General features: G+C 42.2%; 22 protein-coding genes, 1 pseudogene and 1 riboswitch. Of the genes and pseudogenes, 3 read left to right on the top strand and 20 right to left on the bottom strand.

Features of this window, described 5'->3' with window-relative positions:
• Nucleotides 1–21: 21 nt before the first annotated feature.
• The 5 genes from pyrH to DQQ01_RS08580 form a co-directional block, all read right to left on the bottom strand.
• A complete protein-coding gene (gene pyrH / locus DQQ01_RS08600; protein ID WP_111919684.1) occupies nucleotides 22–717 on the bottom strand; it encodes a UMP kinase in 696 nt (231 codons plus the stop codon).
• Nucleotides 718–885: 168 nt separating this feature from the next.
• Nucleotides 886–2,259: a sodium-dependent transporter gene (locus tag DQQ01_RS08595; protein WP_111919683.1), complete on the bottom strand. Its 1,374-nt coding sequence runs from the start codon at nucleotides 2,257–2,259 to the stop codon at nucleotides 886–888.
• Between the two features lie 121 nt (nucleotides 2,260–2,380).
• Complete coding sequence (locus tag DQQ01_RS08590; RefSeq protein WP_111919682.1) at nucleotides 2,381–3,403, bottom strand: nucleoid-associated protein; 1,023 nt, start codon at nucleotides 3,401–3,403, stop codon at nucleotides 2,381–2,383.
• Between the two features lie 26 nt (nucleotides 3,404–3,429).
• The gene (locus DQQ01_RS08585) at nucleotides 3,430–4,992 is read right to left on the bottom strand and encodes a putative ABC exporter domain-containing protein (protein ID WP_111919681.1); all 1,563 of its coding nucleotides are present in this window, start codon (nucleotides 4,990–4,992) and stop codon (nucleotides 3,430–3,432) included.
• Complete coding sequence (locus tag DQQ01_RS08580; protein ID WP_111919680.1) at nucleotides 4,989–5,693, bottom strand: ABC transporter ATP-binding protein; 705 nt, start codon at nucleotides 5,691–5,693, stop codon at nucleotides 4,989–4,991. Before DQQ01_RS08580 ends, DQQ01_RS08585 begins: the two co-directional genes overlap by 4 nt.
• Nucleotides 5,694–5,926: 233 nt before the next feature.
• Between DQQ01_RS08580 and carB the strand changes: the two are divergent.
• Both carB and DQQ01_RS08570 read left to right on the top strand, forming a co-directional pair.
• A pseudogene (gene carB, locus DQQ01_RS18130) lies at nucleotides 5,927–9,147 on the top strand (carbamoyl-phosphate synthase large subunit).
• Nucleotides 9,148–9,257: 110 nt separating this feature from the next.
• Entirely contained in the window at nucleotides 9,258–10,175 is a 918-nt protein-coding gene (locus DQQ01_RS08570) for a DMT family transporter (protein WP_111919679.1), read from the top strand.
• Nucleotides 10,176–10,334: 159 nt separating this feature from the next.
• On the opposite strand, the gene DQQ01_RS17460 is transcribed toward DQQ01_RS08570, so the two are convergent.
• The 3 genes from DQQ01_RS17460 to yaaA are packed head-to-tail and all read right to left on the bottom strand — an operon-like array spanning nucleotide 10,335 to nucleotide 12,835.
• Nucleotides 10,335–11,585: an HAD hydrolase-like protein gene (locus DQQ01_RS17460; RefSeq protein ID WP_308779027.1), complete on the bottom strand. Its 1,251-nt coding sequence runs from the start codon at nucleotides 11,583–11,585 to the stop codon at nucleotides 10,335–10,337.
• A gap of 13 nt (nucleotides 11,586–11,598) precedes the next feature.
• The gene (locus DQQ01_RS08560; RefSeq protein WP_111919678.1) at nucleotides 11,599–12,066 is read right to left on the bottom strand and encodes an NADH-quinone oxidoreductase subunit NuoE family protein; all 468 of its coding nucleotides are present in this window, start codon (nucleotides 12,064–12,066) and stop codon (nucleotides 11,599–11,601) included.
• Nucleotides 12,056–12,835: a peroxide stress protein YaaA gene (yaaA, locus tag DQQ01_RS08555; RefSeq protein WP_111919677.1), complete on the bottom strand. Its 780-nt coding sequence runs from the start codon at nucleotides 12,833–12,835 to the stop codon at nucleotides 12,056–12,058. The genes DQQ01_RS08560 and yaaA overlap by 11 nt, the downstream gene beginning before the upstream one ends.
• A 160-nt stretch (nucleotides 12,836–12,995) precedes the next feature.
• Between yaaA and DQQ01_RS08550 the strand changes: the two genes are divergently transcribed.
• Nucleotides 12,996–13,649 (top strand): HAD family hydrolase, encoded by a 654-nt coding sequence (locus DQQ01_RS08550; protein ID WP_111919676.1) that lies wholly within the window; start codon nucleotides 12,996–12,998, stop codon nucleotides 13,647–13,649.
• A gap of 26 nt (nucleotides 13,650–13,675) precedes the next feature.
• Here DQQ01_RS08550 and DQQ01_RS08545 read toward each other — a convergent pair whose 3' ends face one another.
• The 12 genes from DQQ01_RS08545 to DQQ01_RS08490 form a co-directional block, all read right to left on the bottom strand.
• Nucleotides 13,676–13,975 carry a cysteine-rich small domain-containing protein gene (locus DQQ01_RS08545; protein WP_111919675.1) on the bottom strand — a complete coding sequence of 100 codons (300 nt, stop codon included), beginning with the start codon at nucleotides 13,973–13,975 and terminating at the stop codon, nucleotides 13,676–13,678.
• 22 nt (nucleotides 13,976–13,997) lie between these two features.
• Entirely contained in the window at nucleotides 13,998–15,140 is a 1,143-nt protein-coding gene (fliB, locus tag DQQ01_RS08540; protein ID WP_111920873.1) for a flagellin lysine-N-methylase, read from the bottom strand.
• A 66-nt stretch (nucleotides 15,141–15,206) separates the two neighbouring features.
• Nucleotides 15,207–15,998 carry a bifunctional hydroxymethylpyrimidine kinase/phosphomethylpyrimidine kinase gene (gene thiD, locus DQQ01_RS08535; RefSeq protein WP_111919674.1) on the bottom strand — a complete coding sequence of 264 codons (792 nt, stop codon included), beginning with the start codon at nucleotides 15,996–15,998 and terminating at the stop codon, nucleotides 15,207–15,209.
• A complete protein-coding gene (thiE, locus tag DQQ01_RS08530) occupies nucleotides 15,995–16,657 on the bottom strand; it encodes a thiamine phosphate synthase (RefSeq protein WP_111919673.1) in 663 nt (220 codons plus the stop codon). The genes thiD and thiE overlap by 4 nt, the downstream gene beginning before the upstream one ends.
• 137 nt (nucleotides 16,658–16,794) lie before the next feature.
• Nucleotides 16,795–16,901: riboswitch (TPP riboswitch) on the bottom strand.
• Between the two features lie 12 nt (nucleotides 16,902–16,913).
• On the bottom strand, nucleotides 16,914–17,270 hold the full coding sequence (locus DQQ01_RS08525; protein ID WP_111920872.1) for an arsenate reductase family protein: 357 nt from the start codon (nucleotides 17,268–17,270) through the stop codon (nucleotides 16,914–16,916).
• A gap of 10 nt (nucleotides 17,271–17,280) precedes the next feature.
• Nucleotides 17,281–17,703, bottom strand: a complete 423-nt coding sequence (locus DQQ01_RS08520) for a bacteriohemerythrin (RefSeq protein WP_111919672.1) — start codon at nucleotides 17,701–17,703, stop codon at nucleotides 17,281–17,283.
• 59 nt (nucleotides 17,704–17,762) lie between these two features.
• Complete coding sequence (locus tag DQQ01_RS08515; RefSeq protein ID WP_207657618.1) at nucleotides 17,763–18,257, bottom strand: GNAT family N-acetyltransferase; 495 nt, start codon at nucleotides 18,255–18,257, stop codon at nucleotides 17,763–17,765.
• Nucleotides 18,220–18,654, bottom strand: coding sequence for a DUF1284 domain-containing protein (locus DQQ01_RS08510; RefSeq protein WP_111919670.1), 435 nt, complete (start codon nucleotides 18,652–18,654; stop codon nucleotides 18,220–18,222). Before DQQ01_RS08510 ends, DQQ01_RS08515 begins: the two co-directional genes overlap by 38 nt.
• Nucleotides 18,651–19,205 (bottom strand): biotin transporter BioY, encoded by a 555-nt coding sequence (locus DQQ01_RS08505; RefSeq protein ID WP_111919669.1) that lies wholly within the window; start codon nucleotides 19,203–19,205, stop codon nucleotides 18,651–18,653. The genes DQQ01_RS08510 and DQQ01_RS08505 overlap by 4 nt, the downstream gene beginning before the upstream one ends.
• Before the next feature lie 171 nt (nucleotides 19,206–19,376).
• Nucleotides 19,377–20,036 (bottom strand): PepSY domain-containing protein, encoded by a 660-nt coding sequence (locus DQQ01_RS08500; RefSeq protein ID WP_111919668.1) that lies wholly within the window; start codon nucleotides 20,034–20,036, stop codon nucleotides 19,377–19,379.
• A 78-nt stretch (nucleotides 20,037–20,114) separates the two neighbouring features.
• Complete coding sequence (locus tag DQQ01_RS08495; RefSeq protein ID WP_111919667.1) at nucleotides 20,115–21,485, bottom strand: HAMP domain-containing sensor histidine kinase; 1,371 nt, start codon at nucleotides 21,483–21,485, stop codon at nucleotides 20,115–20,117.
• The gene (locus DQQ01_RS08490; protein ID WP_111920871.1) at nucleotides 21,482–22,162 is read right to left on the bottom strand and encodes a response regulator transcription factor; all 681 of its coding nucleotides are present in this window, start codon (nucleotides 22,160–22,162) and stop codon (nucleotides 21,482–21,484) included. Before DQQ01_RS08490 ends, DQQ01_RS08495 begins: the two co-directional genes overlap by 4 nt.
• Between the last annotated feature and the right edge of the window lie 400 nt (nucleotides 22,163–22,562).

The following is a 22,562-nucleotide window of genomic DNA, read 5'->3' as shown; positions in this document are numbered from 1 at the left end:
ATTATTCTGTCTATGCAAGTTCTATACCAGAACTTTTGTGCCTGTAAAATTGCCGTGAGCAGTATTTACAATGCTGTTTTCCTCATTTAAGCCAAAGACCAGCATGGGCATTTTATTTTCCATGCATAAAATAGATGCTGTCATATCTACAACAGCCAGTTTTTTATCAATGACTTCCTGAATGCTGACTTCATCGTATTTCTTTGCAGCCGGATTTGTTTTCGGATCACTGTCATATACACCGTCTACAGCTTTTGCCAGAAAAATAGTTTCTGCCTCAATCTCAACAGCCCGAAGTACAGTGGCCGTATCTGTAGAAAAATAAGGGTGTCCGGTTCCTCCTGCCATGAAGACAACCATACCCCTTTCAAAGTATTTATTTGCACGGTCTTTGGAAAACAGCTTGGTAAAAGAACCGCACTCAAAAGGGGTCAGCACGCTGGTCTTCATACCCGCTGCTCTGAAAATCTCTGAAACATAAATGCAGTTCATAACGGTTGCCAGCATACCTATCTGATCTGCCTTTGTGCGGTCAATATTCTCGCTGGTACGTCCTCTCCAGAAGTTTCCTCCTCCAATGACAATACCTACCTGAATACCTTCCTCTGTCAGCACCTTTACCTGCTTTGCAACTTCCATAACGGTTGCTTCATCAAATCCGGTCTTTTTCGGTCCGGCAAGTGCTTCACCGCTTAATTTCAGTAATATTCTCTTCATTTTTTAAGCTCCTTTATCTCTTGATTCTCCCGCCGCGGTATAGGATACCGCTTTGTTTTAAGTATACCCATAAAGTCCTGTGATTTCAAGAAATTTTTCCAAAACTGAGAAAAAAAGCAGAGAAGCATGAAAGGAACACACTTCTCTGCCGGAAAAAGCTGCTTTTTTCTATAAATTCTGAAAAAGACTCCAGTATCCCTGGATAAAGATATAAAATACCACCAAAGGCAACACAAAAGTCAGATAAACTCTCAGCTTTTTGGGGAAGGAAAGCCCTTCTCCTGTATTTGCCTCTTTCAGGAACTTATCCCAGCCCCAGCCATAGCGGCTGACACAGAATAACAGATATACCAAAGAACCCAGAGGCAGCATGTTGTTGCTTACCAGGAAATCTTCAAAATCCATGATCTGTTTTCCCAGGATTGTGAAATCACTCCAGATGGTCATACCGAAAATGCAGGGCAGGGACAGAACAAACACGGCGATTCCATTGACCAGCACAGCTTTTTTCAGACTCCAGTTCCACAAATCCTGTGCAAAGGAAATCAGATTCTGGAAAACTGCAATAATGGTAGACAGGGCTGCAAAGGTCATAAACAGAAAGAACAGAGCGCCCCAGAGTCTTCCGCCGGGCATTTCATTAAACACATTGGGCAGGGTGACAAAAACCAGTCCCGGTCCCTCTCCCGGATTGATACCAAAGGCAAAGCATGCCGGAAAAATAATCAGACCAGCGATTAAAGCCACCGTGGTATCCAGCACCAGGATATTGACAGCTTCTCCTGTAAGCTTTCTCTCTTTTCCTATGTAGCTTCCGAAAATCGCCAGTGCGCCGATGCCCAGACTGAGGGTAAAAAATGCCTGCCCCATAGCAGCAAACACTGCCTCGGAAATTCCGTTTTCTACCAGCTTGTTAAAATCCGGTACCAGATAGAACTTCAGACCCTCTCCTGCTCCGGGCAAAAGGCAGGAATTGATTGCCAATACTACCATAAGAAGCAAAAGCACTACCATCATAATCTTGTTAATACGCTCTACACCACTTTGCAGTCCCATGGAGCATACCAGAAAACTCAGAACAACAACCATCAGCATCCAGAAGATCATAGTAGGGGCATCGGATCGTAAAGTATCAAAGGTTTGGGTTACCCCTGTAATATCCAGTCCCTGGAACTCTCCCTTTGCCATTTTAAAGAAATAGGACAGCATCCAGCCACCAATGGTGGTATAGAACATCATTAACAGATAATTTCCCGCCATGCCGAAGTACCGGTAAATATGCCATTTACTTCCCTCCTTTTCCAATACATTAAAGGAGGTGGCAATACTTCTCTGGCTTGCTCTTCCCACTGCAAATTCCATAACCATAATAGGCAGACCCAGAACCAGCAGGAAAAACAGATAAATCAGCACAAACGCCGCACCGCCGTACTTACCTGTAATGTAAGGAAATCTCCACACATTTCCCAGTCCGATGGCACATCCTGCAGAAATCAGGATAAAGCCAAGACGGGACGAAAATTTCTCTCTTTCTTTTTCCATTTTCGTTACCTCTTTTTTTGATTCTTTCTCCCATTAAAACGTTGATGTTTAACGACTTTAAAGGGGCAATTACAGGTAATTATAGCATGTTTTTTTCAGAAGCTCAACATGTATTTGTATTTTATCTGCTCACAATGTTTCCTATATTTTTAATTAATACAGAAATTGTTCCGTCCGGATTGGTGATAAATTCAATACGGTCTTTGTTGTTATACTCCTCCATGGGAATTTTCAACTCAATGCCGGTATCAGTTTTTAAATGCTGGGCAGTGAATTTTCTGGTGGTGGCAGGATTCTGAGGCTCTACGGTAGCCTCTGTGAGATTGTACTTTTCCAGCTTTTCCTGTACCTCTTCCTTCATCTGCGGGTGATCCTTAAAAATTTTATCCACAACAGCCGGCACTGTAAAACCTCCCTGCTGTGTAAATTCCTCATTTAAAATGCTTTTGGTTTCCATCTGCACTTCAAACTGCTCGGATTCATGAAAATACTTTTTCTGCACTTCAGTCACTGCCTTGCTTACCAGCGCAAGCTTTGATTTAGAGGACAGAGAGCCTTTACACTTTAAAAACATTTTGGAAAAATAATTGGTTTTTACTCCATTTACCTCATACTTTTTCTCTACCAGACGCACATACTGAGGAGAAGACAAATCTATGAGCGCTGCTTCTGAAAGCTTTTGAGTTTCTCCCGGTAAAATGGCCTTCTGCATAATAATGTCATTGTTATTTCCCCAAGGATCTGCATTGGTCAGATGGGTGTACGAGGTTTTGTAATTCATTTTTAAAAGGGCAAGATAGCGGTGCTTTTCTACAGAATATTCCACTACCAGCAAGTCCGCCGCAGGTATTTCAATGTTCTGATTCATCAGGGTATACAGCTCTGTGGCAATTTTCTGGGAATTTTCTAAAAAGCTTTCCGGTGTCCATTTCTCTATCAGTCTGAAAATAGATGAATCTTCTTCAAAGGTACAGTTTTTTATATCATCGCTGGTATCGATTCTGAAAATGTGGGCTTTCAGAAAATCCGCGAAATCAGAACCACAGTCTAAAAGGGTATCTGATAATACAGGAACTCCCAAAGAGGAATCCATAATATGTACCACTGCCTGTTCAATCCGAATCTCTTCTTTTGCTGCTAACATGTCTTTTCTCCTACTATTTTTCTATATTATAATTCTCTTCCGTTCATCATACCCTGACAAGCTACAATAACAAGCGCTGATACAAGAAAATTCAACACCAGTGTTCCTGCAGAAATAACCAGCATGGTAACATGGAGATCCTGGAAAAACAGGTAACACAGGAAACCGATAATCGTTGCAGGTACTGCACATGCCAGAATAATCAGCATGCGCAGAAGACTTTCCAGCATGACATTGCTTCTGGTCTTTAAAATTCGTACGGAAAGCACGGTTCCTGCAATGAAAATCATACCGTATCCTAAAAGCATAATCAGGTACTGCAGAATGGAAAGCAGGGACATACGGTTTAATATGCCTGCAAATACAATGGCAGTGCTGATAATCACCGCTACCTTAATGTATGCAGGTAAAATTGCATAGATAAGCTTTTTCAGCGGACTTTCCGGAATGAGATAAATCTGATAATTCTTTAAATCTCCCAAAAGTTCCTTGTCATTTAACAGGCTGAACAGCCACAGAATCAGCATATAGCAGAACATATAAAACCTGCCCTCCGGCACGGCCACATAGCTGACCACAAAATAAATGACCAGAATCATAATATCCTGTTTTCTGAGAAAATTTCCGGTTTTTCGCATAATCAGCAGATTTTTGAAGAAGATAGCCCGGGCGCCTTCCGGGAATTCTCCTTTTACATGCTTTACTTTTTGTACCGCTGTGGCAGAGGCTCCGCCGTTTGCTTTTGCCTTGCGGACATAATCACTGACAGCTTCCGCGTCCTGTACTGCCTGCTCTGCAATGTTTTTGTCAAAGTGTAAAAAGAATACCACAATAGCCAGATTCGAAGCAAGTAAAAGTCCCATTCCAGGGAGAATTGCAAGATAATCCTGTGCGAGAAAGGAGTTTAACGCCCATTTCGCCCAGCCAAAAAAAGGAACATAATAAAATTCTTCTCCCAGGACAAATGCCAGAAGCCCTTCTTTGATTTCATACTCTGTACGGGCTGCGGAGAGCAGAAGTACAATAAGTACAGAGAGGAAAAACAGACCTGCCACTGCATAATGCCATTTTCCATACTTCTTGTCTACCAAAGACCACATATAAATATAATCTGTCAGCAAAAAGAAGAAAAACAGCACCAACCAGAGTGCAGTAAGGGCAAGGAGAAAGTAGGGAACAGAAAAAAAGTTTCCCATGGAAAACATGGCCATCATAAAGCAACCCAGCAAAGCATATAAGAGGGCATGGACTATACTCTGCCCCATAATGTAAAAATTCACCTGTTTTCGGTTGTAAGGACCTGCAAAAAGATAGTAGGCGTCCGTGTCATACACCAGGGCTTTCCGACTGTTCAAAAGAACGGTGAGCATAATAAGGGCTGTCATTCCAATGCCGGCCATAAGAGCCAGATTGGCATCAAGCCCCATGAGTTCCGGGTCATAGCTTTTAGAACCTGCAAATACCATAATCACCAGACCGCCGTATAGAAGCACTGTAAAAATAGTTATCAGACCGGAGGTAATGCTGCGGAACTGATTCCGTATCATACCTTTTATTTTGGTAAAAGTTAAATACATCAAAGAATTCATGCTTTCCCCTCCGCAGTTGTTTCAAAGAATATCTGTTTCAAAGTTTCACTGCCCTCTTCTCCTCTGTGGATTTCACGTACAATTTCTCCCTGTTTCATAATGTAGGCACAATCCCAGATGTCATTGACCACATCAATGATATGAGTGCTGATTAATACGGAGGTTCCCTGCTCTTTCAAACGAATAAAAAGCTGCAGGACTGCCTCAATGCTCGCAGGATCCAGACCTACCATAGGCTCGTCAACCAGAAGGGCTTTGGGCTGTATGAGAAGAGCCAGAAGCATGCTCAGTTTCTGCCGCATACCTTTGCTCAATTCCTTTGACAGCTTATCCTTCTGTGCCGTTAGTTCAAAAAGTTCCAAATATGCTTCTGCGGTTTCCCGGTAATTTTGCAGACGGTATGCCTTACCAATGAAATTGATGCTTTCTTCCACAGTAAGCAGGTCATAGAGAATCGGTACCTCCGGCACATAGCCAAAACTTCTTTTTGCCTCCAGACTGTGATTCGGATAACCGCAGATGTTGACTTCCCCCTGATAATTTAAAAGATTGACAATACTTTTGATGGTAGTGGATTTTCCGGCTCCGTTTGGTCCAAGAAGAACCGTAACCTCTCCCTCTCTTGCCAGAAAATTTACATTTTTCACTGCAGGCCTTTCGGCAAAATTATAATATTTTGTCAGATTTTTCACTTCAATCATTTCCCCGTACCTCCTTCTTTTTCGGTAGTTTTTAGAAATTTTCTTGAAAATTCTTGGTATTTCCAATGATTTTAGTCAATTATAGCATAGAAGTTTGGTACGGTAAAGCGAAATTCCGACAGTTTCTGAGAGAATCCTTCATTTCATCTTGATAACTAAACTTTCCTTATGTTATACTGTCACTGGATTAATTTTCCCGATATGTAAAAATCATATATAAATGGAGGTTCTTTATGCCAAAGAGAAACGATATAAACAAAATTCTTATTATTGGTTCCGGTCCTATTATCATCGGACAGGCATGTGAATTTGACTATTCCGGTACACAGGCATGTAAAGCTTTAAGAAGCCTGGGTTATGAGATCGTACTGGTAAATTCAAACCCTGCCACCATTATGACAGACCCTTCTACTGCTGATGTTACTTACATTGAGCCTTTAAATGTAGATCGTCTGACAGAAATCATTGAAAAAGAAAGACCAGATGCCCTTCTTCCGAACCTGGGCGGTCAGTCCGGTCTGAATCTCTGTGAGGAGCTTTACCATGCAGGCGTACTGGACAAATATAACGTAGAGGTTATCGGTGTTCAGGTCGATGCCATCAGCCGCGGTGAAGACCGTATTGAATTTAAAAAAGCCATGGACGAATTAGGGGTTGAAATGGCAAGAAGTGCGCCGGCTTATTCTGTAGAAGAAGCCGTAAGCATTGCCAAAGAACTGGGATATCCCTGTGTTATCCGTCCGGCTTATACCATGGGCGGTACCGGCGGCGGACTCGTTTATAATGAAGAAGAATTAAAGAAGGTTGCTGCAAGAGGTATTGCTGCTTCCATGATTAACCAGGTTCTGGTAGAAGAATCTATTTTAGGCTGGGAAGAACTGGAAGTTGAGGTTGTGCGTGATGCCAAAGGAAACAAGGTATCTGTCTGCTTCATCGAAAATATTGACCCGGTTGGTATCCATACAGGAGATTCCTTCTGCTCTGCGCCAATGCTCACCATTTCACAGGAGCTGCAGGATCGTCTGGAAAAACAGGCGCATGCCATTGTAGAATCTGTAGGTGTTATCGGCGGTACAAACGTACAGTTTGCCCATGACCCGGTATCTGACCGTGTGGTAATTATTGAAATCAATCCGAGAACCTCCCGTTCCTCTGCTCTTGCAAGTAAAGCAACAGGATTCCCAATCGCTTATGTATCTGCCCTTCTTGCAGCAGGACTGACTCTCGATGAAATTCCATACTGGAAAGAAGGAACTCTGGATAAATATAAACCTTCCGGAGATTATGTTGTAATTAAATTTGCACGTTGGGCATTTGAAAAATTCAAAGGCTCCCAGGATAAGCTGGGTACACAGATGAAGGCTGTAGGCGAGGTCATGTCCATTGGTAAAAACTACAAGGAAGCTCTTCAGAAAGCCATTCGTTCTCTGGAAAGAGGCTGCTATGGCCTTGGCTTTATGAAAGACCTCCACGAAATGACTCTGGAAGAACTGTATCTCAAGCTTGCAGAGCCAACCAGCGAAAGACAGTTTATCTTATACGAAGCGATTCGCAAAGGCGCTCCTCTGGAAGAGCTTCATAAAATGACTTATATCAAAATGTGGTTCTTAGAGCAGATGAAAGAACTGGTTGATGAGGAAGAAGAAATTCTTTCCTACAAAGGGCAGGAACTTCCTGACGAACTGCTGATTCAGGCGAAAAAGGACGGATTTTCTGATAAATATCTGGCACAGCTTCTGGAAATTGATGAATGGGAATTATTCAAACGCAGAGAAGCCCTCGGTATGCAGGAACGCTGGGACGCAGTACCGGTCAGCGGTGTAGAAGAGCCTACTGCTTACTACTATTCTACCTATACCGGAGAAGACAAAGCACCGGTATCCAACGGCAGAAAAATTATGGTGCTTGGCGGTGGTCCAAACCGTATCGGACAGGGTATCGAATTTGACTACTGTTGTGTACATGCAGCCTTTACTTTAAGAGAACTTGGCTTTGAAACCATCATGGTCAACTGTAATCCAGAAACGGTTTCCACAGACTATGATACCTCTGATAAACTGTATTTTGAGCCTCTGACAGTAGAAGACGTTATGTCTATTTACAACAAAGAAAAACCTCTTGGCATTATCGTACAGTTTGGCGGTCAGACTCCTCTTAACATTGCAGCAGAGCTGGAAAGAAAGAGGCGCTAAAATTCTGGGTACTTCTCCTGCTGTTATTGATATGGCAGAAGACCGTGACCTGTTTAACGAAATGATGCACAAACTGGAAATTCCAATGCCGGAATCAGGAATGGCTGTAAATGTGGAGGAAGCTCTGGAAATTGCACATCGCATTGGTTATCCGATGATGGTTCGTCCTTCTTATGTTTTGGGCGGACGCGGTATGGAGGTCGTATACGACGACAATATGCTGAGAAACTATATGGCTGCTGCCATTGATGTAACTCCGGAACGCCCGATTCTCATGGACAAATTCCTGCAGAATGCCCTGGAATGTGAAACAGACGCAATTTCTGATGGTACCCATGCGTTTGTTCCTACTGTTATGCAGCACATTGAGCAGGCCGGTATTCATTCCGGTGACTCTGCCTGTGTGATTCCTTCTGTAGAAATTTCAGAAGAAAACAAGGCTTTAATCCGCAAATATACTACTGCCATTGCATGTGAAATGGGCGTTGTAGGTCTGATGAACATGCAGTATGCTATCTGTGAGGGCAAGGTTTATGTTCTGGAAGCAAATCCACGCGCTTCCCGTACCGTGCCGCTGGTATCTAAGGTCTGTAACATTAACATGGCAAACATTGCCACAAAGCTTATGACCTATAAACTGACAGGAGAACGTCCTGATGTAACAGCTTTTGAAGAAAAGGCGCACCCATATTACGGTGTAAAAGAAGCCGTATTCCCATTTAATATGTTCCCCTGAGGTTGACCCTCTTCTGGGACCGGAAATGCGTTCTACCGGTGAAGTGCTCGGCATGAGCGAATCCTTTGGTATGGCTTACTACAAAGCACAGGAAGCAGCCGGAGCAAAACTGCCTCTTGGTGGAACTGCTTTAGTCAGCGTAAACAAAAATGACCGTGCAGGCGCTTTAGAAGCTGCAAGACAGTTCCATGAGCTTGGATTTAAGATTGTTTCCACAGAAGGCTGTGCAAAATACTTCAACGAAAATGGTGTGGAATGTGAAATGCTGAAAAAACTTCAGGAAGGACGTCCAAACATCTATGACGCTATGGTAAACGGTCAGATTGATTTAATTGTCAATACACCTGCCGGAAAACAAAGCAAATACGATGACTCTTACCTGCGAAAAACAGCTATCAACAAAAAAATACCTTATATCACAACCATTTCTGCTGCACTTGCAAGTGCAAAGGGAATCAAGGCAGTGCTTACAAAAGAAACTGCTACTTTAAAATCCTTACAGGAGTATCACAAATCACTGGACTAAGCTTTACGAAGGAAAGAAGAGAATAAAATAAACAAAAAGGGTGCCGCACAAAACAACAGGCTTTCTGCCATATGTTTGGTGCGACACCCTCTGTTTTTAAGGAGTAAATCATGTCAGCAAAACATTCAAAAAACTTTATTCTGCTTTTTATTACAGCAATTATCTGGGGCGTTGCCTTTGTGGCGCAAAGCGCGGGAATGGACTATGTAGGCCCCTATACTTTTAACGCGGTTCGTTGCCTTTTAGGTGGAATTGTCCTGATTCCCTGCGTGATTTTTCTGAATCGTTCCGGAAAAAAGAATGTGGAAAAATCCGGTGGTACGGAAGAAAAAAAGGTTCTGGACAGACCCGGGGACTTACTTATCGGCGGACTTTTATGCGGATTTATGATGTTTGTTTCCACCACTCTGCAGCAAGTGGGAATCGCCTATACGACTGTGGCAAAGGCAGGTTTTATTACAGCTCTTTATATTATTATTGTGCCGATTCTGGGAATCTTCCTCAAAAGAAAGGCAGGTATGAAAATCTGGATCAGCGTTGCCATTGCTCTGATAGGACTGTATTTGCTCTGTATGAAGGGCAGCTTTTCTTTAAGCAAAGGGGACTTTCTGATTCTTACCTGTTCCATTTGCTTTGCGATTCATATTATGGTGGTGGACCATTTTACGGAAAAAGTCAGCGGTACAAAGCTGTCCTGTATTCAGTTCCTCTTTGCAGGAGTTCTGTCCAGTGTCCTGATGTTTGCTTTTGAAGAACCGCATTGGGCAGATATTTTTGCAGCCTGGCTGCCCATCTGCTATGCCGGGATTTTATCCTGCGGGGTAGCATACACCTTTCAGATTATCGGACAGCGCGGCACAGACCCTACCATAGCCTCTCTGATACTCAGTCTGGAATCTGTGGTTTCTGTTCTGGCGGGCTGGATTATCCTTGGTCAGACTCTGACCGGACGGGAAATACTGGGCTGTGTCCTGATGTTTGGAGCGATTATTCTGGCACAGATAAATCCCAAAAAGAAGAGCCAATAAAAGAGAATTTCGCGGCAAATGTGTTTTTTATTGCATAGGATTCCAAAGGAATTTCCTATGCAATAAGATTAAGATTAATCAATTTTTGTCTGTAATAATCTGTCCTTCCATATATGTTTCCTGCATATCATAAACCCCATGTCTGATTCTTTATCCCGGTTAATCTGCGGATATCAGCACCGGTCTTACCGGAGAACCGTCCAGTCCTTCCCATTTCAAGGGCTGCGCTGCAAGAAAATACTGTCCTGGTTTCACCTGTTTTAACACCAGTCCTTCCAGTATTACTACTTCCACAGAAAGTAAAATCTCATGTATCACAGGCTGCGTATGGCCCTCCCCCACAGTCTGGCTTTCTACACCGATTAAGTCAATTTTCGCATCTGCTATAACCCTGGCAGCCTCCGGTGTCAGGAGAATCTCCCCTTTTAAAAGCAATTTTTTTGTTCCGTCTGCCAAAAATCTTTCCATGTCTTTTCCGGTAATTACACCGGAAATCTCAACTACTTTGCAATACCCTACACATTTTTCAAGAGGAATGGTATCCACGCCGCCTTTTCCCTGACAAAAGTGTTTAGGTGCGTCCAGATGTGTTCCATTATGGCTTCCCATTTTGATAATGGTAAGATTGCAGATATCCCCTTTTTCTATTGCCAGAAAAGGGGATTTTTCAGGCTTTGGATCTCCCGGATATACAGGAGAAGAAAACAATTCTTTCCCGATATCATAAATCTGAAAATCCTGTTCCTTTTTTTCTGAAACACCGAAAAGGCTTCCTAATTCTGCTACAGTTTCTGCCACTGCCACAGCACCCTCTTGCTCCAACTCTTCCCTGCTGCCGTATCCGTAAGCAACACCAATACAGGAAAGTCCTGCTTCTCTTGCGCCTCTGACATCATAAAATCTATCTCCAATCATCACGGCTTCTGTTCTGTCTGAAAGCGCCAATTCTTCTAACACTTCTTCAATTACCTGTGCTTTTGTCATGGTAGGGCGGTTGATATCGCTGCCTTTTACAACATGAAAGTAGTTCTGAAGATGAAAATGCTCTAGGACCACCTTTACCATGGAATCCGGCTTGGAGGAGGCCACTGCCAATAAATAGCCTTTCTCTTTTAGCTGTCTGAGAAGACTTGTAATACCTTCATAAGGTTTATTTTCAAAAATTCCGGTAACGGTATAACGTTCCCGATAGTACTTTACAGCCAAAGCGGCTTCTTCTTCGGAAAATCCTGCAAAAATCATAAACTGATTCAATAGAGGAGGGCCTACAAATACTTCTAATTCCTTCAGGTTTGAGGCTAGCTTGCCCTTTCTCATTTTTTTCAGCGCATACTGAACCGATTTGGTAATTCCCTCGCCTGATGCGGTCAGTGTACCGTCCAAATCAAATAATAATGCCTTATACTTCATCTGTATTCCTCTTTTATTTCCATTTTTTCAAAAGCGCCAAGACCTGCTCTTTTGTCACAGCAGCATACAATTCTCCGTCTGCTTTCATGTTTGGAGAGGTCCTGCATTGCTTCATACAGTTCTGCGTCTTCAGATAGATTTTTCTGTCCGGAGAAAATCCATCTTTGTCTATTTTCAGTTCTTCTTTGACTGCTTTTAGAATTTCCATACTCTTTTTATTTTGACAGCGTTCTCCTGTACAAAGCACCAGCTGATGGCTGTAAATTTCTTCTTTCAAATCAGGAAGACGCTTCATAATGCAGGTGAAAACCGATCTTTTTACTCCCAGCTTTTCAGCTGCCAGTTCCTGTGCAGCAAGCGGAATACAACCTTCTGTTTCCTGAATTTCACGGAGCATGGCAATTATATTTTCCTGCTCCTTAGGATTCCTTTGCGCCGCATAATACTCTATGATTTCCCTTATTTCCTGTTCAAAATTCATGTTCTAATACCTCCTTTTCTTTTAAAAATACCAGCTTATCTGTCGTGGAATAGAGGGTAGAATACTGATATCCAAGTCCTTGAAATTCTCTTACTTCCTCTATTTTTTCTATCTGATTTTCCGCTAGCCAGCGTACCATCTCGCCTCTTGCCATTTTTGCCTGTGTTCCCTTTACCAAAACTTTATTTTCTTTTAATTCTCCAAAAACACAGGTGATAAAAGAATTCTTTTCTGTCAGATAAGGTTCTACTATTTTGCTGTATTCCTTTGATGCCAAGTTTAAAATAACAGCATCTTCCTTTACTAATTCCTTATAAATAAGGTCTTTCCAGAAAGCATATAAATCCCGGTTTTCTTCAGAATCCATTTTCATTTTTAACTTGGCCTGCATTTCCAGACGATAGCAAACTACTCCGTCTGTGGGTTTTAAAATCCCGTAAAGTCCGGATAAAATCCGTAAATTTTTCTTTCCGTACTTCCACTGCTTTTCTGAAAAAACCACAGGAGCCATATACTGATATTGAATTCCTTCGTACGCCAATATGGCAGGGGTAAAATTTTGATGAAAATCCTGTTCCTGTAACCGAACCCAGTTTTGTCCGGCAATTTTTTCATTGCATTTCCACAAAGATTTTAGTTCCTGAAAATCCATTTTCTTCAAGGTATTCCATATCTCTTCTGCTCTCTGCAAATAAATCGGCTGTGTAAGGCTCACAGCCTCATCTTCCCGGATATGCATCTTCTTTGCCGGAGAAATAATAATTTTCATTATGTATACCTTCCGTTTCTCAAGCCGTCAATTGCACAACGTGCAATCATTATACCATGTTCCCCTTTTAAATCCAATGCTTTTCTTGCGTGAAGTATGAAATTCTGGTATTCTAAAGGGAACAGAAGAGAAAAAAGCAATTTGCAGAAGGGGCGGTTTTATGATACAGGCTGTTATTTTTGACATGGACGGAGTTTTATTTGATACAGAACGAATTATGAAAGAGGGCTGGCAAAAGGCAGGGGAAAAATTGGATTTTACGCTGACAGAAGAGCAGCTTGGACAGATGAGAGGCGGCTCCAGAGAACAGAATGCAGCTTTGTTTGAAAAATGGTTTGCGGGAAGGATTGATTATCACTATGCCAGAACCATTCGTTCGCAATACCTGGCAGAATATATTGAGCACTATTCTCTGCCTCAGAAAAAGGGACTGCAGGAAATCGTATCCTATCTCACAGAGGAGAAAATTCCCTGGGCAGTGGCAACCTCTACCCCAAGGAAGCGCGCTGCTCACTACTGGGATATGGCGGGCATTTCAAAGGCTATTTCTGCCTCCGTATGCGGAGATGAGGTAAAAAAAAGTAAGCCTGACCCGGAAATCTTTTTGAAGGCTGCTCAAAAACTGAGGATAAAGCCGGAGAACTGCCTGATTGTGGAGGATAGCAGAAACGGCTTGAAGGCAGGACGTGCTTCAGGCGCCTGTACCTGCATGGTGCCGGATTTAACCCCGTTTGCACCTGATTTAGAGCCTTTTTGCGACTATGTATGCAAAGACCTGATACAACTTAAAGAGCTGCTCTCTTCTCTGAAATAGAGGAGAAGAAAGCAGTTCTGTTCTCTTTACCGGTTCTTTTTTGCCAGTTCCATAATTTCATTATATTTGCTCATAATGTACCCATAGTTTTTCTTCTTATGAGGCAAAAGACATGCGCTGCAGTCCTTAATCCCATTGTCAGTATATTTGAAATTACCACCGCATTTGCTGCCCAGGGCGTACAGGGGACAGTAGCAGAACAGACAGTTAAAATTGTCCGTATCTTTTGTTTCATGGCAGGGAAAATACTCGCAGTTTTTATGTGAAAAGAAGGAGTATTCCTTGTCCTCCCAATATGGTTTTTCCTGTTTTTTTTCTTCACTCATAGAGTTCTTCGTCCTTTCTGTTTTATAAAATAGACTTCAGTTTTTCAGGAAAATATTCTTCCTGTTCATCAAAAATATCTTCCAACAAGTTCAAATTTTCATCAGAATGTTCGATTTCTCTGGCATATTGCCAGGCTGTCTTTACAATCTCTGCAAAAGACAGATGTCCCTGGTTTTCCAACCATTTTGCAAAGCACAGTTCTTCTATCCAGAGTACAGAAAAAACAGCCAGAACCACTTTCGTATATACCATATCATCATAGACAGCACCGCAAAAATATGTATAAACAAAAAAGAGAAGAAGTTGTTCCTTATAAATTTCCCAGTTTTCCGTTTCTCCTTCTTTTTTTAAAAAATCCATGCGGTTTTTCTGATAAAAATCACTTCCTTTTGTATAGATATTCTGCTTCAATCTAGTCAGATTTTCGCTCCATTCTTCTCGTAAAACTTCTAACTTTTGTAAATCTTTCAGCATAAGGTTCATGGATTCAAAACGAAGTTCGGCATTATGTTCCGTACTTCTTTTCTTTTTGAACGTTTCTTTTTTCTCTGGTTCAACCGCAAAATCCTTTTCAAAAAGCCTTCCCTCTTCCAGTGCTTTCTGAAAGCCAAAGGCGGTCTGTAAACATAAAAACATTCGTTCTCTCATGGGCAACGTTCTGTCTTGTATGAGCTGAAAAAGGCAGGTTCGTACCTCCTCCAGCTTTCCGAAAAGCAGGAAATCAAAATCTTCATAGTCTTCCTCACGCTCTTTTTGGCTGTCCTCTTCCTCCAAAAACATAACCTTTTCTTTGCAGCCAAGAATCATTTCCGCTGCCACAGGACAGGAAAGAGAAAGGGAAAACTCACGGAGATTTTCAAACTCTTCCGTATGTCGGGGATATTGTCTGCAGGTTTCACAAAGAGCAGAAGCCCCCAGTTCTTTATAAATATCACAGAGATTTTTTTCGTTCAGAAAGCTGCAGCGTTTTTTATATTGTTCAAATGCTCCCTGGGACCAGTCTATGGAATTTAAAAGGCGGATTCCAAAGGTTCCCGGAACCTGACTGTAGCTTTTTAAAGTATCCTCGTCTATAAAAATCTGCCAGCCGGCACAACAGGTATCCGGACATTTATCTGCAGTACAGACGAAGCGGTCATAATAATGAGGTTTTCTGTAGTACATGAAGTCATTCCTTTCAAAAGATATAGAAGAAGCATACCACTCTCCCACCTCTTTTTCAAGCATCATTCACCTGTTCTTTTGAGTAAGATACATATGGTTCAGAGGTCCACTGCCTGTTCCGAGATTCAATTGTGCCTTTATGGCGCCTGTTACATATTCCTTAGCTCTCTTCACACTTTCCGATATGTCATATCCTATTGCCAGATTACAGGCTATGGCAGAGGAAAGAGTACAACCTGTACCATGCGTGTTCTCATTTTGAATTTTTTCTCCAGGATACCAGAAATAATCTTTGTTCCTATACAGCAAATCGTCAGCCTCCTGCAGCAGATGGCCACCCTTCAAAAGGACTGCCCCTTTTATTTGCTCACCAAGCAGCGCGGCAGTCCGTTCCATATCCTGATGGGTTCGAATTTTTGTTTCTGATAAAAACTCGGCTTCCGGTATATTGGGGGTCAGGATATCAGCCAGAGGAAAAAGCCCTGTTTTTAAGGCATTTTTCGCCTCCAAAGACAAAAGGCTGCCTCCGCTGCTCGCCACCATAACAGGGTCTATAACAATGTTTTCTGCCTTGTATGTTTTCAGTTTTTGGGCAATGATTTCGATAATGTTACTGTCTGAAACCATGCCTATTTTTATTGCATCAGGACGAATATCCTGAAAAATACAGTCCAGTTGCTGTGCTACAAATTCCGGTGACACTACTTGTACGTTGTAAACACCTGTTGTATTTTGAGCAGTCAAAGCCGTAATGGCAGTCATGGCATACAGACCATGCATGGTAATGGTTTTAATATCCGCTTGGATTCCCGCACCACCGCTGCAGTCAGACCCTGCGATACTCAATACCTTTTTCATGATTTTCCTCCCTGCGTGATTTGCTCTGCACAGGCCCGCAGTCGTTTGCAGGCCTGTTTTATATCCTTTTGACCATAGATGGCAGAAACTACAGCAATACCGGAAATACCGGTTCCTTTTAATGATATAAGATTTGATTCCCTGATTCCGCCAATGGCTACCACAGGAATGGAAACTGCCTGACAGATTTCCATCAGGGTTTCTCTTGTAATAACGATTGCATCATTTTTGGTAGAAGTAGAAAATACAGCTCCCACTCCCAGATAATCTGCGCCCCAATCCTCTGCCTTTTTGGCGGCTTCCACTGTTCTACAGGAAACTCCGATAATTTTATCCTCGCCCAAAAGTTTTCTAGCTTTTAAAGGATCCATATCCTGCTGCCCCAGATGAACGCCGTCTGCCTGTATTTTCCCGGCAATTTCCACGTTGTCATTGATGATAAAGGGCACTTTATATTTTGCAGCCAGCTTTTGAACATTCTTTGCTTCCTCTGAAAATGCTGCTTCTGACAAATGCTTTTCCCTTAGCTGCAAAAACGTGATGCCTCCTTCCAATGATTCCTCTATTTGTTCCAAAAAGGTTTTTTCTCCCACCCATGTGCGGTCTGTAACTGCGTAAAGCTGCATCTGTTTGCTCAATTGTTCCTTCCTGTCTTTCATTTGCTCACTCCTTTTTACAGAATCGAAAAATTTTATTTCCACGCTTTTATCTTTAAACTTCTATTTCAGACACAAAAAGAGCTGCCCCAGTCAGACATATCAGCAATGCTTCAACATTCCTGATTGCCGTTTCCTGCAACAGCTCATTTCTTTCTCCCTACGTTGGCATTACCCATACAGGTTTAAAGGGTCGAAGTTTGAGAACTTCCTCTCAGCCCGCCTACGGACTCCCCTGACTGTACTATGAAAATTGTGTTTATAAATGTAGTTTTTCTGTCCATTCCTGTTCCCTAAACCCGGTAAGTACAAAATCATCGCTTACTAAAACAGGACGTTTCACCAGCATACCGTCTGTGGCAAGCAGTTCCAACTGTTCCTCCTCTGTCATGGAAGGAAGCTTATCTTTTAAATGAAGCTCTTTGTATTTGTTTCCACTGGTGTTGAAAAATCTTTTTAAAGGAAGCCCGCTTTTTTCATACCATTCCTTTAATTCTTCCTTTGCAGGTCTGTCTTCTACAATGTGACGCACTGCAAACTCCAGGTTCTTCTCTGTCAGCCACTTTTTTGCTTTCTGACAAGTGGTGCATTTCGGATATTCTACAAATAATAACATGGTTTTACCCTTATAATCTTTCTGCATTAGATGCCATGAATTTATATTCTGCTACGGAACGGTCAAAGCCTTTGATGTGATCAAAGAGCCAGTCCACAACATTTTTCTGAACCTGTGCTACGAACGCTTCTGTGGGACCTTCTTCCTCTTCCAGCATTTCCTGCAATTCTTTTACAGCCTGTTTAAATTCTGCATGTTTTTCCTTATGTTCTTTGATTCCAGGATATTCGATTTCTTCCTGCAGCTTTTCCTCTGCGCTAAAGTGGAATTCTGTATAATCCAACAGGTAATCCAGCATTTTTACAGCTTTGATTTTTCCCTGTCCGTCTTCACAGCTTTCCAGAAGCTGATTAATTCTGTCAATCAGTTCCTTATGCTGGGAATCTATCATTTCATTTCCTGTTACTAATGTTTCATCAAATTCTGCTCTCATGTTCTTAAACCTCCTCTGTAATTAGCTATAGTGTACCACATTTTTTAAATTTTTCCAATCTAAATTTCCTTTTCCAAAACAACTCTTTGGATTTTCATACCATAATTCTTATAAAACTCCAATACCTCCTCATTAAACTCCCATGCAGTCAGTTCCAGGGAAGAACTCTTTCGCCGTTTTCCTTCTTCTTCGGCTTTTTGGAGAAGCTGTTTTCCGATACCGTGATTCTGGCAGTTCTCCTGTACGCATAAAGCTTCTACATAGGCTCGCGTTCTTTCTTTGGTAATGCCGCTGTCTTTTAAGGTGTGATATTTTACCTGGCACATGCCCACAGGCTTGCCTTCCCAAACTGCCACCAGAAATAAAAGTTCCGGATCCTCCATATCTTCTGTAAATTGTTGGAGTGTGTAAAAATCGGTCGCCTCTTTATAAATATCCGGTCTTCCGTGGCTGTGCAGGTCGTGTACCTGCTGCATAAGACGGGCAATATCTGCGAAATCCTCTCTGATTGCAGCCCTAATCTCCGGCTGCATTGCGTTTTTGGCTGTTTCCATATCGTTCCAGTTCCTTTCTCTGGCAGATTTCATGCCACTGGCAGTTGGAACAGATTTCTCTGCGTTTTCCTTTTTTCAAAATACGCTCCTCTACCAAAAAAGAAAATTCTTCCCAGGAAAGCGTTACTCCCTTAGAAAGCTCGCAGGCAGCCAATACCTTCTGGTCATAGATTTTCACCTTTTCCTGGGTGATACATGTATTTTCTTTTGAATTAGGGCATTTTTTACATATCATATCCCCATTTGTCACAATTTGCAAGACTGGATTTCCCCTCATTTTTTCCAGAATGCTTCCCATATGTAAAGTAAAAGTATCGCTGTAGCCTTTTCCCTCAAAAAAAGCAAGGCACATACCATGATGTGCCCGCAGTTTTAAAATGTCTTTTTGGTTTTTCATTTTTTTATAACTCCTGCTAACCGTTTTGTTAAAACCATGGACAGAATGATTTTGAGGACGTCCGGAATCACAAAGGGAATGACACACCAGCCCAATACAGCACCGATTCCCACAGGACCGGTCTGTGCGGTATATACAGCCAGAAACCAGAGGGTACCAACTGTATAGCAGGCAAGGAGTCCTAAAATCATGGAGAAAAAAAGAATTTTTCTGCTTCTTCCAAGCAGCTTTTCCATTCCCCACATCAAAAGTGCGGAGGCAAGAAAGCCTACAATATATCCGCCTGTTGTTCCGGCGAGAACTCCGATTCCGCCTGTGAAGCCTGCAAATACAGGAATTCCCAGAAGTCCCAGAAATATGTAAACCAAAACAGCCATGGTTCCCCGTCTTCCTCCCAGAATCCCTACTGCGGTAAAGACTCCCATGGTCTGCAGGGTAAAGGGAACCGCTGCCGGAATGGAAATCCAGGAGCAGACGGCAATTAATACTGCGAAAATACTCACATATACCAAATCATAAGTTTTGCTGTGTTCTTGTACTGCTGTTGTCATATTGTATTCCTATCCTTTCTTGTCGTTTCCTTATTTCGACCTGTTTTGTTCCATACACACTTTATCACATAGCAGGCTAAATTGTCAACTATAAATAAATATCAGGTTTACAATCGAATGTAAACCTGATATTGGTAAACCTTTTGATTTTGTTTGTTTTTTCTGCAACTTTTAGTAGGTTTCTTCACTCCATTTCAGGAAGTCGCCTGTATTGGCATCAATCTCAAATTCATATTCTGTCTGCTGATACACAATATCTCCCTCATAAATATACTGTCCGTCATCAATTTCCAGTTCCATATACAAATCCTTTAACTCTGCTCCGGGAACTCTTGCCAGGGCTGCCTTCTGTGCTTCCTCCTGGCTGATGGCTGTCTGGATATTCTGAGAATTTCCCTGTACAGGAGTCTGAGGCTGTGTATTTTCCGTTGCCTGGGACAATGCTGTATCTGTCTGGCTGTCTGCTGTATTTTGCTGTTCCTGACTTCCGGATTCTTTCTGTGTCTGCGGTGCAGGTTCCGCGTTTGGCTGTACATTTGCAAAAGAATCTCTTTTCTCTGTTTCTGCACTTAAAATTTCTCCGTTTTTTGCGGCAATATCATAGTTGTACTCTGTTTCTCCTGCATCAAAATCAATTTCATATACAACTCTTCCGTCATCGCGGTCTTTGCTGACTCTTAATCTGGAAACCTGATCCTCGGTAACCCCTGCTTCCTCAAAAGCAATATTTTTTGCAGAATCCTTTCCAATATCCTTTCCCTGTGTAGCACCACAGCCTGCAAGTAAACCTCCCATAACAAAAATACCTGTAAAAATTATATATTTTTTCATAATCGAATCTCCTCTCTATCTTTGATGTACCCAGTATATCGCAGAAAGATTAAAGGAAGATTAAAAAAATATATCATTTTACTTTTTTTCTCCATTTTCTTCTGTCGGAAGCCAGAAGGTGAAACAGGTTCCCCTTCCCAAACAACTTTCCACCTGGATTTTTCCTCCATGAGCCTCTGCAATCCATTTGACCATGGGAAGACCAAGCCCGGAGTGGTTTCCCTGGGTGCGGGCTCTGTCAGCCCGGTAAAACCGTTCCCAAATATGGGGTAAATCTTCCTGGGAAATCCCCTGCCCGTTATCTTCTATTTTTCCCACAATTCTGTTTTCTATCCGAAAAAGGCTTACCTTTATATATCCATGTTCTCTGTGATAGGCGATGGCATTGGAGAGCAGATTTATCAGCATACGGATATAAAGACTTTCATCTACCTTTGCGTAAAGATTTTCCTGTATATCTGTCTGAAGATGAATCTGCTCCTTTTCTGCTAACAGTCCCATTTCAAGGGCAGACATCTCCGTCAGTTCACTGATGTTTACCAGTTCCTTTGTCAGCATCTGCCGTCCCTGGTCAGCTCTTGATAAAAACAGAAGACTGGAAATCATATTCGACATTTCCGCTGCCTTTTTCTGTATACGGCAAAGCTGTATCCGCTGATTATCTGTAAGATTTTCTTCTTCCAGCAATTCCTCGCACTGAGCCAGAATAACTGCTGCCGGCATACGAAGTTCATGGGATACATCAGAAGTAAACTGTTTTTCCCTTTGTACCGTGTCTTCAATCTGTGTCAGCATGTCATCAAAGGTATTTGCCATTTCGCAGATTTCATCTTTTCCGTGGGAAAGTCCGACTCTTTTGGACAAATCTCTGTCTTTTTGAATGCTGCGGACAGTTTCTGTAATCTGTTTTACCGGCCAAAGGGTTCGTCCAATAAAGAAATATCCTGCGCCTCCCATAAAAAGCACCAGCAGAGGAAGCAGAATGACAGCTACACGGCGAACTGTCTTTATTCCGCTTTCGGCATGGCTGACAGAACAAATCCCACGGATATACACATCCTGAAAGGCGCCGGGGTGGTATTTCACATCAAAGACATACCATTTATTTTCTTCTTTTCCCACAGTCTGTATCTGACCTTCTGAAAATTCTGCTTTTTCCTGAAATCCATAGGGGATTCTTCCAAAAAGAAAATTTCCATCCATGTCGTACAAGGACAGATAAACACCATCTTCCAGGTTATAAAAATCCCGGTCTGGTACCAGCTTTTCCTTCTTCACGCTGATTTCTTCTGTGCTGTCATACACCCGGTCTTCCAGTTCTTTCTGCACAGACTCCAGAATCTCCTGACTGCTGAGAGAAAACAGAAGCCCCAGGGAAACACAGGTTAAAAGCGTCATAAAAAGGGTGTATACCAGCGTAACCTTTATTTTTAAAGACCAGCCTTTCATGTCCCCTCCTTTTCTTTTAATACATAGCCTGCTCCGCGAACGGTATGAATCAGTTTTGGTTCAAAACCTTCATCAATCTTTTTCCGGAGATAACGAATATATACATCAATCACGTTGGACCCTCCGGTATAATCATAATTCCAGATATGCTGCTCCAATTTTTCTCTTGATAGAACAACTCCCTGATTCTGAATCAAATAGCGTAGCAGAGAAAATTCCTTGCCGGACAGGTTGATTTCCCTGTTCCCTCGAAATACAGCGTGGGTATCCAAATGTACCTTTAAATCTGCCACCTGATATACGGTTTTCTGTTCCTTTGCTCCTGCGCGCAGCAGCACCCGAATACGCGCCAGCAGCTCTTCCAACGCAAAGGGCTTTACCAGGTAATCGTTTGCACCTGCGTCCAGTCCCCGCACCCGGTCTTCTATACTGTCCCTTGCGGTCAAAAGTAGCACAGGTATGGAATTTCCTTTTTTTCTGATTTTGGAAAGTACACCAAGCCCGTCCAGAACAGGCATCATAATATCTAAAAGCAGAACATCATATTCTGCCCCTGCCAGATAGTCCAACACTTCATCTCCCTGAAAACAGGAGTCTACGCTATAATGCTCTTTCTTCAGCCTGGAAACCAGAATGGCATTCAAATCCCTGTCATCTTCTGCTATCAGAATTCTCATATGCTTTCTTCCTTTCTTTGTTTCTCTTAAATAGACCTGCCTGTGATAGGACTCAGCCTCACAGATATTCCCGCTTTTTATCATGAGGGCAATTGCCTTCTCAAGAGTTTCTTGTTTAGAGTCTGGACAACTCTCTAAAGAAATACTTCTTTTATCTAATAAATCAGTCAGTTTCACGCCAGTCCTCTTTTTGGCTAAAGAAAAAGCTGCTGCAGAAAAGCGCAATCAAAAAAGTCTTTAAAGCTTTTTGATTTGCAGCTTTCTGCAGCAGCGTGCTCCTGAACTTCCACTGCCACCGGCTTTTGCAAAAAAGGCATGGTGCCGGTAATAAGAAGCAGCAAAATCAAGGCTAAAAGCAATCCTTTTTTTTCTTTATGAAATCCTCTTCCCCTTTCAAAAT

Origin of the sequence: Blautia argi, assembly GCF_003287895.1 — a bacterium.
GTDB classification, from domain to species: Bacteria; Bacillota; Clostridia; order Lachnospirales; family Lachnospiraceae; genus Blautia; species Blautia argi.
The sequence above is the reverse complement of the archived record's forward strand: the minus strand, read 5'-3'. Positions and strand labels throughout refer to the sequence as shown.